At 36.8% G+C, this 13,587-nt stretch carries 13 protein-coding genes and 1 pseudogene; 2 read left to right on the top strand and 12 right to left on the bottom strand.

Going from position 1 to position 13,587, the window contains the following annotated elements; all coding sequences use genetic code 11:
* Positions 1 to 217: 217 nt before the first annotated feature.
* The 7 genes and pseudogenes from proX to AC01GB_RS03550 all read right to left on the bottom strand — a co-directional run bounded on the left by proX (position 218) and on the right by AC01GB_RS03550 (position 7,759).
* The gene (gene proX, locus AC01GB_RS03520) at positions 218 to 1,207 is read right to left on the bottom strand and encodes a glycine betaine/L-proline ABC transporter substrate-binding protein ProX (RefSeq protein ID WP_474450478.1); all 990 of its coding nucleotides are present in this window, start codon (positions 1,205 to 1,207) and stop codon (positions 218 to 220) included.
* 74 nt (positions 1,208 to 1,281) lie between these two features.
* Complete coding sequence (proW, locus tag AC01GB_RS03525; protein WP_474450480.1) at positions 1,282 to 2,334, bottom strand: glycine betaine/L-proline ABC transporter permease ProW; 1,053 nt, start codon at positions 2,332 to 2,334, stop codon at positions 1,282 to 1,284.
* Positions 2,327 to 3,526 carry a glycine betaine/L-proline ABC transporter ATP-binding protein ProV gene (gene proV / locus AC01GB_RS03530; RefSeq protein ID WP_474450482.1) on the bottom strand — a complete coding sequence of 400 codons (1,200 nt, stop codon included), beginning with the start codon at positions 3,524 to 3,526 and terminating at the stop codon, positions 2,327 to 2,329. The genes proW and proV overlap by 8 nt, the downstream gene beginning before the upstream one ends.
* A 450-nt stretch (positions 3,527 to 3,976) precedes the next feature.
* Entirely contained in the window at positions 3,977 to 4,942 is a 966-nt protein-coding gene (gene nrdF, locus AC01GB_RS03535) for a class 1b ribonucleoside-diphosphate reductase subunit beta (protein WP_474450484.1), read from the bottom strand.
* Between the two features lie 16 nt (positions 4,943 to 4,958).
* Positions 4,959 to 7,089: pseudogene (gene nrdE, locus AC01GB_RS03540) on the bottom strand (class 1b ribonucleoside-diphosphate reductase subunit alpha).
* 19 nt (positions 7,090 to 7,108) lie between these two features.
* Positions 7,109 to 7,522, bottom strand: coding sequence for a class Ib ribonucleoside-diphosphate reductase assembly flavoprotein NrdI (nrdI, locus tag AC01GB_RS03545; RefSeq protein WP_474452315.1), 414 nt, complete (start codon positions 7,520 to 7,522; stop codon positions 7,109 to 7,111).
* A 9-nt stretch (positions 7,523 to 7,531) separates the two neighbouring features.
* Entirely contained in the window at positions 7,532 to 7,759 is a 228-nt protein-coding gene (locus AC01GB_RS03550; RefSeq protein WP_474450486.1) for a glutaredoxin family protein, read from the bottom strand.
* Positions 7,760 to 8,043: 284 nt separating this feature from the next.
* Here AC01GB_RS03550 and AC01GB_RS03555 point away from each other — a divergent pair, with 284 nt between their 5' ends.
* Together AC01GB_RS03555 and cspE are read left to right on the top strand one after the other, a co-directional pair.
* Positions 8,044 to 8,526 (top strand): methylated-DNA--[protein]-cysteine S-methyltransferase, encoded by a 483-nt coding sequence (locus tag AC01GB_RS03555; RefSeq protein WP_474450487.1) that lies wholly within the window; start codon positions 8,044 to 8,046, stop codon positions 8,524 to 8,526.
* Positions 8,527 to 8,721: 195 nt separating this feature from the next.
* Entirely contained in the window at positions 8,722 to 8,931 is a 210-nt protein-coding gene (gene cspE / locus AC01GB_RS03560; protein WP_474450489.1) for a transcription antiterminator/RNA stability regulator CspE, read from the top strand.
* Positions 8,932 to 9,008: 77 nt separating this feature from the next.
* Here cspE and lipA read toward each other — a convergent pair whose 3' ends face one another.
* From lipA to rlpA, 5 genes are all read right to left on the bottom strand, one after another.
* Positions 9,009 to 9,974: a lipoyl synthase gene (lipA, locus tag AC01GB_RS03565; RefSeq protein ID WP_474450492.1), complete on the bottom strand. Its 966-nt coding sequence runs from the start codon at positions 9,972 to 9,974 to the stop codon at positions 9,009 to 9,011.
* Between the two features lie 126 nt (positions 9,975 to 10,100).
* A complete protein-coding gene (lipB, locus tag AC01GB_RS03570) occupies positions 10,101 to 10,730 on the bottom strand; it encodes a lipoyl(octanoyl) transferase LipB (protein WP_032116292.1) in 630 nt (209 codons plus the stop codon).
* Between the two features lie 104 nt (positions 10,731 to 10,834).
* Positions 10,835 to 11,098 (bottom strand): DUF493 family protein YbeD, encoded by a 264-nt coding sequence (gene ybeD, locus AC01GB_RS03575; RefSeq protein WP_474450495.1) that lies wholly within the window; start codon positions 11,096 to 11,098, stop codon positions 10,835 to 10,837.
* A gap of 152 nt (positions 11,099 to 11,250) precedes the next feature.
* A complete protein-coding gene (gene dacA / locus AC01GB_RS03580; protein WP_474450497.1) occupies positions 11,251 to 12,462 on the bottom strand; it encodes a D-alanyl-D-alanine carboxypeptidase DacA in 1,212 nt (403 codons plus the stop codon).
* 136 nt (positions 12,463 to 12,598) lie between these two features.
* Positions 12,599 to 13,585, bottom strand: coding sequence for an endolytic peptidoglycan transglycosylase RlpA (rlpA, locus tag AC01GB_RS03585; RefSeq protein WP_474450499.1), 987 nt, complete (start codon positions 13,583 to 13,585; stop codon positions 12,599 to 12,601).
* Between the last annotated feature and the right edge of the window lie 2 nt (positions 13,586 to 13,587).

The raw sequence follows: 13,587 nt of genomic DNA on the forward strand, positions 1-13,587 counted from the left end.
TTAAACATAGATAAATTAAAATAAACAATGGTTAATCTAAACTAGCTATCTACTTGATTGTTAGATGATAAGTTAAAAATTAATTTACTTATTCATTTAAATAAAGGCGAATGTCTTTATTGTTATTAAGTGGCCACATAATATAAAAAAGGTTAAAAAGATAACATTCAGCCTATTTATAGAAAATCACATAAAATGAGTAACGACAGAATTTTTGCTAGTTAGTTTTTAAAGCAATCTTTATCCAGTTATTAAAAAGTTGTTGATGAGCTTTTATCCAACCTTGAGCATGACGTTCAATGTCAGCTTGCGAAGCTTCACCATCATGCATACGAAGATTTTGGGCATTAATATCTGTAATTGGAATTTCCATAATGGCAAATAGTTTTGCCGCCGCAGGATTTTTTGCTGCCCAAATTTTATTGGCGACGATATGCATTGTACTAGGTGGAAAACCATAATTTTTACCATTTGCTAACGTGGTATCACTTTTATCATCATTTGGTTGTGAAGAAAAAGGAACTTGCAACCAAACAACGTCTTTACCCGGTTTAAGCACGGCGTTGCCCCAATAAGGTTCCCAGGTATAATAGAAAATGGGTTTACCTTCTTTGTAACGAGTGATGGTATCCGCTATCATCGCTGCATAATTACCCTGATTATGCTCAACGGTTGTGTTTAGTTGATAAGCATTTAAATGGTTATTAATGGCGGCTTCACAGCCCCAACCTGGATTACAACCAGTGAGATCGGCTTTACCGTTACCATTGGTATCAAATAATTTAGCAATATTAGCATCTTTAAATTGCGCTATGTTGGTGATGTGGTATTTATCCGCCGTTTTTTTATCTATCAGATAACCTTGAACGACATTACTGACATAAATGCCTTTACGGTATAGGCGGTTATCTCCACCAACCGCTGCATATTGGGCATTCTGTAATGGTTGCCAATTGACAGCCATAAACGTCGCATCACCGGCCGCAATTGATGCGTAAGCAACAGTATAGTCGACCTCTTGGATGGGTAAAATTTGATAGCCTAATTTTTCCAATGCTTTATTAACAATCAAAGTTTGGAAAGTCTCTTCGGCAATTGTGCTTTGTATCGGTTGTACTTTTATACCTTTACCTGGTAGTTCAGTGGCGGATAGTTTAATACTGATTAATGTTGTTAAAGCCGCAGCCAGCAAAATAGTTTTACGCATGTGATTTCCTCTCTAGGGGGTATCGACAAAATGAATAAGCTAAAATTGTTTATATGATAAAAATAACATCATGTTTATTTGCAGAAACGAGTTTTAGTTTTTTGCAATAAACAGGTCACTAAGCCAATAGGCCCCGAGTGATACCAAGCGGTATTTTTTTTAATGCAGGCTTTTTCACCTAATGAATGGGTTAGCCGATCCAGAATAATAGCTAATATAACAATACCAGTCCCACCTACCGCTGCTAGTCCCATATCTAATCGACCAATTCCCCTTAGTACCATTTGCCCTAACCCGCCAACAGCAATCATAGATGCAATAACAACCATTGAAAGTGATAACATCAATGTCTGATTAACTCCCGCCATGATAGTAGGCGCAGCAAGCGGTAACTGAACTTTAAACAAAAGTTGATTTCGACTGGCACCAAACGATTCTGCAGCTTCAATAAGATCATCGGGTACTTGCCTTATTCCCAAAATAGTTAGTCGAATAATTGGCGGTAGAGCAAAAATAATCGTGACGACAATACCAGGGACATTACCAATACCAAATAACATAACAATAGGTACCAAATAAACAAATGCTGGCATGGTTTGCATTGCATCTAGTAGAGGCCGAATTATCTGGCTTGCTGGTTTGCTATTTGCTAACCATATTCCCAATGGTAAACCTATTAACAGACAGAAAAATAAGGAAGTTAATACCAGAGATAAAGTTATCATTGCTTCTGGCCAGGCGCCAATAGCTCCAATGAAGACCAATGAGATGAAAGTTGCTACTGCCATTTTTTTATTTGATAACTGCCAGGCTAATAGTGCGATACAAACAATGATAAAAGTAGCAGGTAATGTTGTTAGGATTTGTTCAAAACGACTTAACATAAAATCAATCGGCAGACGGATCTCTTGAAATAATGGGCGGAAGTGTAAAACTATCCAATCGATAACATGTGAAACCCATGAGTCTAGCGGTATGAGTGGCTGTTGAAAGGGATGCATGATATCAAAATGTTTTATTGGTTCATCGGTTATCGGGATGTCTAACCAATCTGTAGAGGTTTCTGTTGTTATAGTGTTCCAAGGATCGTGAATTATTTCTTGATTTATGTGAGTTTGGTTATCCATTTATTGTCTCCTTATCCAATGTTTGCAGTAAGATCCCTTTAGAAATAACGCCAATATAATGTTGATTATCACCAATAACAGGAACTGCACAGGGAGATTGAGCAATAGTTGAAATAAGTTCATTAAGTGGAGTGTTGGCATCAATAGCACAAGGTGAGGTTAAGATTGCCTGTTCAATATTTTTTTTATCGAATAATGCTTGTTCCAATGAGTTGATTGAAACGATACCGACAAATTTTTGACCTCTTTCAATTAAATAACCATAATCACGATCTTCATCATTCAGTATTTTTAGTGCTGAACGTGGGCCAAAACCAGGAGCAATATGTAACAAGGCGTCGGGTCGACGGCGGGCAATATCTTTGGCAGAGAAGACTTGGCTAATATCGACGCCACGAAAAAACGTTTTAACATAATTATTAACCGGATTATTTAAGATCTCATCAGGGGTACCAACTTGGATAATAACGCCATCTTGCATAATTGCGATCCGGTCACCTATCCGCATAGCTTCATCCAGATCATGAGAGATAAAAATAATCGTGCGTTGTTTATCACCTTGTAATGACAGTAATTCATCTTGCATTTCTGTTCTAATTAGTGGATCTAGCGCAGAGAATGCCTCATCCATCAGCAAAATATCAGGATCATTAGCCAATGCTCGTGCAAGGCCAATACGTTGGCGCATACCACCTGATAATTCGTTTGGAAAAGATTGTGTCCATTGTTCAAGATTAACTTGTCGCAAAACGGCTAATGCTTTTTCTGTTCGTTCTGGTTTAGCAACACCAGCTAATTCCATACCAAATGCGACATTATCTAATACATTGAGATGGGGCATTAATGCGAAGGATTGAAATACCATACTAATTTTTTTACGCCGTACTTTACGTAATTTTTCCTGCGAAATATTAGCAATATCTTCGCCGTCAATTAAGACTTGGCCTTTGGTCGGTTCAATTAGGCGATTGAGGAGCCGCACTAGGGTAGACTTTCCTGAGCCCGATAAACCCATAATGACGAAAATTTCGCCTTCTTCAATGGCCAGATTGGCGTCTTTAACACCAATAGCTAAACCGGTTTTATTAAATATTTGTTCTTTAGTTAAGCCTTTATTGATAAGTTTAAAAGCTTGGTTAGGATGATCTCCGAATACTTTGTACAAATTTTTCACTTCTATTTTAAATGACATGCAATAACAATATCCTATGGTTAGTTAATTAATTGGCGTATTAACTTTTCGTATCCTTATTTAAATTTATGTTTTATATAACTTAACATAATGAAATATGCTGGCAACCCTATGTTTAACAAAATTAATCAAAAAGGTGGGTGTGATTTTTAGCAAATATTGCATAAAACGTTATTTTTATTGCCAAATTATTTTTTAATAAATGATATTTTTTTTTAAATTGTTGTTATTAATGGAAATGTATTGACTTTTACTTTGAGGGTGGAATTTTTTTATTATCAAATAATCTTTAATATGATTTTTTATTTACCAATTAAATTAATTTATAAATTTAATTATTTTTTGTTTTTATAGAAGAATAATATGAGTAATTGATTAATATAAAGCGTAAAGATAGATTTGCTTTGTGTTATCAACTAAAAAATTAATTTGCTAGCTGTTATTGATAAATTAAAAGCTCCAATCCTCATCTTCTGTGGTGATCATTTTACCAATGATGTAAGAGGAACCTGAACCAGAAAAGAAATCGTGGTTTTCGTTAGCATTTGGTGAGAGTGCTGACAAGATTGCCGGGCTGACATTAGTCGTCTCTTCTGGGAAAAGAGACTCATAGCCTAAATTCATTAATGCTTTATTGGCATTATAGTGAAGAAATTTTTTGACATCCTCTGTCCAACCAACGTCATCATATAAAGATTCGCTATATTCAATTTCATTATCGTATAAGTTTAATAATAATTCATAAGCGAAATCTTTTATTTCATTTTTTTCTTTATCACTATATTTGATGAGTGATTTTTGAAATTTATAGCCGATATAGTAGCCATGAATCGCTTCGTCGCGAATTATTAATCGAATAAGATCGGCCGTGTTGGTTAGTTTTCCTCGGCTTGACCAGTACATTGGCAGGTAAAATCCGGAATAGAAGAGAAAGGATTCGAGAAAGACACTGGCAATTTTTTTTTTAAGAGGATGAGTGTAACAATAGTGCTCCAATATTAAATGGGCTTTTTTTTGTAAAGCGCTATTTTCTTCACTCCATTGATAAGCATCATCAACATCGGAAGTCAGACAAAGGGTTGAAAAGATAGAGCTATATGAACGAGCATGGACTGCTTCCATAAAGCTGATATTTGACATGACGGCTTCTTCATGCGGTGTTAAGGCATCCGTCATCAGTGCAGGCGCTCCTACGCTATTTTGAATAGTATCCAGTAGGGTTAAGCCAGTAAAAACACGTATTGTTAGTTTTTTTTCCTGTTTTGTTAATGTATTCCAAGTTGGAATATCATTTGAAAGTGGAATTTTTTCTGGTAACCAAAAATTGGTGGTTAATTTATTCCATACTTCTAGATCCTTATCATCCTCAATACGGTTCCAGTTGATTGCTCGTACTATCGAATTTTTTATCGCCATTTGATAAACCTATAAATTATAGTGCACATGAAACGCAGCCTTTGACTTCTGTTCCTTCTAATGTTGATTGGCGGATCCTTATGTAATAAAGGGTTTTAATCCCTTTTTTCCAAGCATATATCTGAGCACGATTAATATCTCGCGTGGTTGCGTCATCAATAAAGAAAAGGGTCAATGACAGCCCTTGATCGACATGTTGGGTAGCAGCAGCATATGTATCAATGATTTTTTCAGAACCTATTTGATAAGCATCTTGATAATACTCTAAATTTTCGTTCGTCAGGTAAGGGGCTGGATAATAGACGCGGCCAATTTTTCCTTCTTTACGAATTTCAATACGCGCAACAATAGGATGAATGCTGGAAGTTGAATGATTAATATAAGAGATAGAGCCTGTGGGTGGAATGGCTTGTAAATTCTGATTATAGAATCCCCTGCTCTATAATAGATTGCTTGAGTTTTTGCCAATCTTCAGTAGTTGGGATATGGATGGCTGAGCGTTGAAATAGCTGTTTTACTTTTTCAGTTTTAGGTTGCCACTGCTGATTAATATATTTATCAAAATATTCGCCAGAGGCATATTTAGAGTGCTCAAAACCGCTAAAATATTGTTGGCGCTCAATAGCTAGCTTATTCGATGCCTGTAAGGCGTAGTAAGTTACGGTATAAAAGTAGATATTGGTAAAATCAATTCCCTCGTCTGAACCATAATGAATATGCTCACGTGCCAGATAGCCATGTAAATTCATTTGTCCTAAACCAATAGCGTGTGATTTTTTATTACCTGCTTGAATCGAAGGCACTGATTGGATCTGGCTCATATCTGAAACAGCTGTTAATGCTCTAATGGCAATCTCAATTGAATGAGCAAAGTCAGGGGAATCCATCGTTTTGGCAATATTCATTGAGCCTAAATTACAGCTAATATCTTTACCTACATGCCGATATTCTAAATTCTCGTCGTAGATGCTGGCATCATTGACTTGTAAGATTTCTGAGCACAGATTACTCATATTAATCCGACCATAAATAGGATTTAGACGATTGGCATTATCCTCAAATAAAATATAGGGATAGCCTGATTCAAATTGAATTTCTGCTAAGGTGAGGAAAAACTCACGGGCGTTGATTTTCTGTTTGCGAACGTTTTTATTATTTACCATTTCTGAATATTTTTCAGTAATGTCAATTTCCGACATAGGGACACCATAACAGCGCTCAATATCGTAAGGTGAGAAAAGATACATATCTTGATTATTTTTAGCTAGATGAAAGGTAATATCCGGGATCACTACACCCAGTGACAAGGTTTTAATCCGGATTTTTTCATCGGCATTTTCACGTTTAGTATCTAAAAAGCTTAAAATATCAGGGTGATGGGCGTGCAGATAGACTGCTCCAGCCCCTTGTCTTGCGCCAAGTTGATTGGCATAAGAGAAGGCATCTTCTAGCATTTTCATTACAGGTACTACGCCAGAAGATTGGTTCTCAATGAGTTTTATCGGTGCTCCAGCTTCACGTAAATTAGTCAATAAGAAAGCTACGCCACCGCCACGTTTTGACAGTTGCAAGGCGGAATTGACAGAACGGCCTATCGATTCCATGTTATCTTCTATCCGTAGTAAGAAACAAGATACCAGTTCACCACGCTGTTTTTTACCGCAATTTAAAAAAGTGGGCGTTGCTGGTTGGAAGCGGCCACTAATAATTTCATCCACCAGTTGACTAGCTAGCTCTTGATTTCCTTGGGCAAGCGTCAAAGCAACCATGCAAACTCTATCTTCATAACGCTCTAAGTAACGCTTACCATCAAAAGTTTTTAAGGTGTAGCTAGTATAATATTTAAAGGCACCAAGAAATGTTTGAAAACGAAACTTGTGGTTATAGGCTCGCTGGAAAAGTTTTTTAATAAAAGTAAATGCATATTGTGCCAGTATTGCCGAGTCGTAATAATTTTCTGCTACTAAAAAATCCAGTTTTTCCTGTAAATTATGAAAAAAAACCGTTTTTTTATTGACATGGTGGCGAAAGTAATGATGAGCCGCCTGCTTATCTTTATCGAGTTGAATTTTATTATCTTTATCATACAGGTTTAGCATGGCATTGAGTGCATGATAATCGAGTTGTTCTTGAGGCTGTACTGTCATAAGGAAGCTCCGTATTACTTCACTGCATTTGTTGTTGCCAAAATTGTTGTAACCCTTGGCGTACTTGTTGAAGATCCCGTTCAGTACCGAGTAATTCAAAACGATAGAGCAATGGTACTTGGCATTTAGCGGAAATAATGTTGCCTGCTATAGCGTAAGTTTCACCAAAATTACTATTTCCTGATGCAATGACGCCCCGTAAAAGCTTTCGATTTTGGGGTTGATTTAAAAAGTAAATAACAGCTTTGGGTACAGCACCGGTTGTACCACCGCCACCATAGGTAGGGAGCAGCAAAACGTAAGGTTGGGTGGCATTTGATAGTATCTCATTCGTATCAATAGGAATGCGTGTAGCAGGGAAGCCCAATCTTTGCACAAAGCGATGGCAATTTTCCGATTTACTGGAATAGTAAATAAGTGACTGATTTTTCATCATATTATGTTAATTACTGGCTAATTGATTGATCATATCAGGGCGAAAGCCTGACCAATGTTGCTTACCGGCTATAATAACGGGTACTTGCTGATAGCCCAATTTGGTAATAAAACGCAATGCTTCATGATCTTGGGTTAAATCCACGACATCATAAGGTAAATTTTTACGTTTTAATGCTAGACAAGTTGCATTGCACTGTACACAATCTGGTTTACTGTAGACGATAATATTCATTGTTGGCTCCTTAATTTGGTAATAACTAAGTTTACAATTGATCAGCCATTATAAATACTATATCTTGATTTATTTTTATTCAACCATACTATATATAGTGTTATCTAATTTGTGGTGGGAATTATATCTAACTTATTATTTCAACAAGAAATAAAAAATTTGTATTTTTATTATATTTTTTAACAAATATTCTAATAGGCAGAAACATTTTTGCCAACAGCGGTAATTTTGTTTGTGGGATAAAATGAATTGTTAAAATAGTTAACTATTTTAAGGAAGTTGTTATGTACCACCATTATTTTTCTACCCCAAAAGGTTTTCCAAGACCTTTCATTCACATTACCGCTGATCATAATGGAATAATCGGTGTTGATTTTGTTAACCAAATAAATGAAAAAGAACGTAAAAATGTTCATACCGAACAGTGTATAAAAGAATTAGAGCAATATTTTAATGGTGAAAGAGACAATTTTTCTGTCATCTTGAATCCTTCCGGTACCCATTTTCAGAAAAGAGTTTGGCAGCAACTTGGTGAAATTCCATATGGCCAATGCTGGAGTTATAAGGAGCTCGCAATTGCACTAGGTTCTGCTAATTTCTGTAGAGCAGTTGGTATGGCAAATTCGCGTAATCCTATTGTGCTTATTATTCCGTGTCATCGTGTTATTGGTCATGATGGTAAATTAGTAGGCTACAGCGGTGGGTTAGATATAAAAAGTTGGCTTTTAGATTATGAAAAGAATAGAAATAGTCGAAAAATTGGCTAAAAATGTTATAATAAACATTTATAAACACTATTATTGGTTTTTTTGATTGTTTTTTTAGGTTTTTATCCTATATTACAATGATAATTTAAGTTTTTAATTAATTTCGTGATCTTAGTAGTAGACAATGAAGCATAATTTTTGCTGTACTATATAAGACACAAACTGTGTGTTTTTATTTATGTAAAGGTAATATTGATGTCAAAAGTTAAAGGTAGCGTTAAGTGGTTCAACGAAGCAAAAGGTTTTGGTTTTATCACTCCAGAAGATGGCAGTAAAGACGTGTTCGTTCACTTCAGTTCTATTACAACCGAAGGTTTTAAGACTTTGGCCGAAAGTCAGGAAGTTGAGTTTGATATTACTGAGGGGGAGAAAGGGCCATCTGCTATAAACGTTGTCGCTATTTGATTTACTATAAGAATTTATAATAGTCCGTCTCAATTATTGAGACGGGTTTTTATGTTGGCATGAAATTAAATGATAAATCATTTAATTTCTATGCCTTTCGCTTGTAAATCTGCATGATAAGATGAGCGTACTAGTGGGCCACATGCTGCATGCGTGAAGCCCATTGATATTGCCTCATTTTTCATTTCTTCAAATTCTTTAGGGCTGACATAACGTTTTATTGATAAATGATGCCGACTGGGTTGGAGATACTGGCCTAAGGTTAGCATGGTAACGCCGTGGCGGCGTAAGTCTCGCATAACATCAACTATTTCTTCATTAGTTTCACCTAATCCAACCATTAATCCTGATTTTGTCGGTATTTCAGGATGCATTTGCTTGAATTTTGCTAGTAATTGTAATGACCATTCGTAATTAGCGCCAGGGCGTACTTGGCGATAGATACGCGGAACATTCTCAAGATTGTGATTAAAAACATCGGGTGGCGCAGCGGCTAAAATTGCTAAGGCGCGATCCATACGACCGCGGAAATCAGGCACTAGCGTTTCTATTTTGATGTTTGGATTTTTCTCTCGAATAGCGGTAATGCTGTCAGCAAAATATTGGGCTCCTCCATCGCGCAGATCATCACGATCTACTGAAGTAATAACAACGTATTTTAATCCCATATCTTTAATGGTTTCTGCTAATTTTGCTGGTTCATTAGGATCAGGAGCATTAGGACGTCCATGGGCAACATCGCAGAATGGACAGCGACGAGTACAGATAGCCCCTAAAATCATAAAAGTGGCGGTACCATGATTAAAGCATTCAGCGAGGTTAGGACAAGAGGCTTCTTCACAGACTGAGTGTAAGCCATTCTTACGCATTGCGTTTTTTATTTCTTTTATTCTGCTGGAATCAGCGGGAAGTTTTATTTTCATCCACTCAGGTTTAGGTAAAATTTCTGTATGATCCGTTCTTATTGTTTTGACAGGGATCAATGCCATTTTATCAGCGTCACGATATTTAACGCCACGCTCCATTTGAATTGGTCTACTCATAATTATGCCAGTTCCATTAGGTTCCTGCTGCGGATCAATAATAGATATATTTTATGCTATCACATATGATCATTATTTATGTCATGTTTCAATTTTTTTTAATAATTATAAAAAAATTATAACAACTTATTCTGCAAGTTGAAATCCTAGTAGGTTGCAGAAATGTTTTATTAATAAAGGTTCGACATCTTTAACCTGGCTGCCAGGGACTAAATCATTTAGTTGCGTCATTTGCATGCCGGCATAGCCACAAGGATTAATACGTTCGAAGGGCGCAAGATCCATATTAATATTTAATGCTAAGCCATGAAACGAACAACCTTTATGGATACGTAACCCGAGAGAACATATTTTTTTTTGTTCAACATAAACCCCGGGGGCTTCGCGCTGTGCGTAGGCAGTAATACCAAATTCGGATAAAGTATTAATTACCGTATTTTCCAGTGTAGTTACCAGCTCTCTCACACCAATTTGATTACGCTTTAAGTCTAATAAAATATACATTATTTGCTGACCGGGGCCATGATAAGTGATTTGTCCACCACGATCAGATTGGATAACTGGAATATTCCCGGGCGCGAGTAGGTGCTCTTTTTTACCCGCTTGGCCTTGGGTAAAAACAGGGTAATGTTCCACTAGCCAAAGTTCATCTGGTGTATCAACCGCGCGTTTTTTAGTAAACTGATGCATCTCATCAGAAATGGGTTGGTAAGCATGCAGCCCAAATTGACGTAATATAATGGTTTTTTTTAACAAACTTTTTCTGCCACTGATAGGAATATGCAATAATTATGCAGTCTAACCTGCATAATTATTCTTTCTAGTATAGTTAACGTAACGCTTGAAACTATAACTTGTGTCTACAACACCATACGAACTAATTCTAGTTTAGCTAATTCTTCGTACAGTTTTTCTATTCGTTCAATGTTGGTTGCTGTGATGGTAATTGATACTGCGTGAAAGTTACCTTTACTACTTGGTTTAACCGATGGTACATAATCACCCGGAACATGTCGTTGAACCACTTCAACGATTTGATCTGTTAACTCAGGTTTAGCAAGCCCCATCACTTTGTAGGTAAATGAGCAAGGAAACTCTAGGAACTCATCCAGTTTGGTTTTCATAGCTTCTCCTAAAATACCACCACCACGCTTATTGCCATATTAAATGTTATATGATTTAGATAGTATATTTATTCATATTTCTTAAATAAAAAATTAAGTTATAAATTGAACATATTTACCATAATGGAGGTTGCAATGTTATTTTTCAATCTTTAGCCAAACCAGCGCTGAAAAAACAATTTAATATAATCTAATATGTTACTAAAAAATCCACCTTCATCGACCTCTTTCAAGACAACAAGCGGCCGTTGTTCAATGATCTTATTATCTAATTGTAAGTTAATGGTGCCAACAACTTGGGTTTTCGCTAATGGTGCCTGTAGTTCAGTATTGTTTAATGTATAGCTAGCTTTTAAATCTTTCATACGACCACGGGGAATGGTCAGATAGAGATCGTTTTCAATACCTAATTTTACCTGATCAGTATTAGCAAACCAAACCGGTTGAGAGGCAAACTCCACCCCGCCTTCTAATGGTTTGACGGTTTCAAAAAAGCGAAAGCCCCAAGTGAGTAATTTTTTGCTTTCGGTTTCCCGACCTTTACTGCTATGGCCACCTAATACAACAGATATGAGTCGCATATTCCCTTCGGTAGCGGAGGCAACCAGGTTGTAACCTGCCGCGGCAGTGTGTCCTGTCTTAATGCCATCTACATTCAGGCTTTTATCCCATAACAAACCATTTCTATTTAATTGACGAATCTTATTAAAAGTGAACTCTTTTTCTTTGTAAATGGCATATTCTTCCGGAACATCGCGGATCAGCGCTTGGCCGATTAGCGCCATATCATGTGCGGAACTATATTGTCCATCAGCCTCTAAGCCATGGACAGTAAGAAAATGGGTGTTTTTTAAACCAAGGCGTTGAACATTGTTTTTCATTAATTTGACAAAACTCGCTTCGTCACCCGCCACATACTCAGCCATTGCCACACAAGCATCATTACCAGATTGTAGAGTAATACCACGCATCAATTGAGATACAGAGACACGATCACCGGGTTTTAAGAACATCAGCGAGGAGCCTTTAAACACGGGATTACCTGTAGCCCAGGCATTCTCGTCGATAGTGACGATATCGTTCATGCTAATTTTACCGGCTTTAATTGTTTGACCAATGATATAACTCGTCATCATTTTAGTCAGGCTGGCAGGGTCACGACGTTGATCGGCATTTTTTTCCGCTAACACTTTGCCTGAATAATAATCAATAAGAATATAAGCTTCAGCGTCAATATTTGGTGCAGAAGGGATCACGTTGATTTGCATAGCATTATTGCTATTAGCAAATAGAGTGCTGGAAAATATAAGGCTAATATTAAGTATTAAGCTACCGATAGAACGGGAGAAAATTGCATATTTCATAATAATATACGGAATCCGCTGGCAATATGTTAATAGAGTCGGCATCATAATATCAGCTTAAAAAGTCATATACTATTTCTGAAACAGAGATGCCTGGTTAGTTGCTTTTTATTTTACTCTAATGAGATTTTATTGATTAATCAATAGAGTATTCGGTATTTATGATAATGCTCGATTGATTTAATTCTATTAATATTTTGTTTTGTATTTGTTCCGCTATTTTAGCATTTTGAAAAGGGCCAAGCTGCACACGGTAGATATTATTAAATGGTTGAATACGCCCAGGTGTGTTTAGCTTTTTTGAAACAGACTGTTGCCATGCTGCTGCTCTAGCCTGATCACTTAACGCGCCTATTTGTACGAAATAACGCTCAGTAGCCACGCTTGCTGATTCCATTGACGACGGATTAGCAGGATTATTTTGACTCACCATATTGGTTGATACCGTACTAGGAATATTTGTTGATTGTATTGATTGAGATAAAGCGGGTTGGTGAGTGTGATTTTCTGCTGTTGATTGATTGCTGCTTGAGGAGTGGGTCTCTAATTTTGGTGGTTTAGGCAAGGCATAACTCTGCTTGGTAATATTAACACCAATCGTGCCAGGCCCAGTTAAGGTGCCGGTAGGGGAAACCAAAATCGGATCAATTTTAATACGTGTTGTTAGCATTAAATTTAACCGATCGGCAGCTGCCTGTGATAGCGCTATATTTTTACCGGCTATATAGGGGCCTCGATCATTAATGCGGACTATCATCATTCTGCCATTGATTAAATTAGTAATACGGGCATAACTTGGAATAGGTAAAGTAGGGTGTGAAGCTGTGAACTCATAAGGGCTGGCTTTTTCACCCGTCGTAGTTGCTTTACCGATAACTTCAGAGCCAAAAATGCTAGCAAAGCCTGTTTCACTGAAATGGGCAGGATCTTTTATTATTTGATAAGTTTGGCCATTAAGTTGATAGTCATTATTAGCGCCAGAGTGATAAGGTTCGTAACGCGGCTCTGCTCCTGATATATCTTGTACCGGCGCCATAGGCATATTGGTATTTTGTTTAATTTGAGAAACACAGCCTGCTAAAAGTGCTATAGTAATGCTAAATATAAGCCAGTGGTAGTGCATTA

The sequence above is a fragment of the Candidatus Arsenophonus phytopathogenicus genome (genome assembly GCF_056113345.1).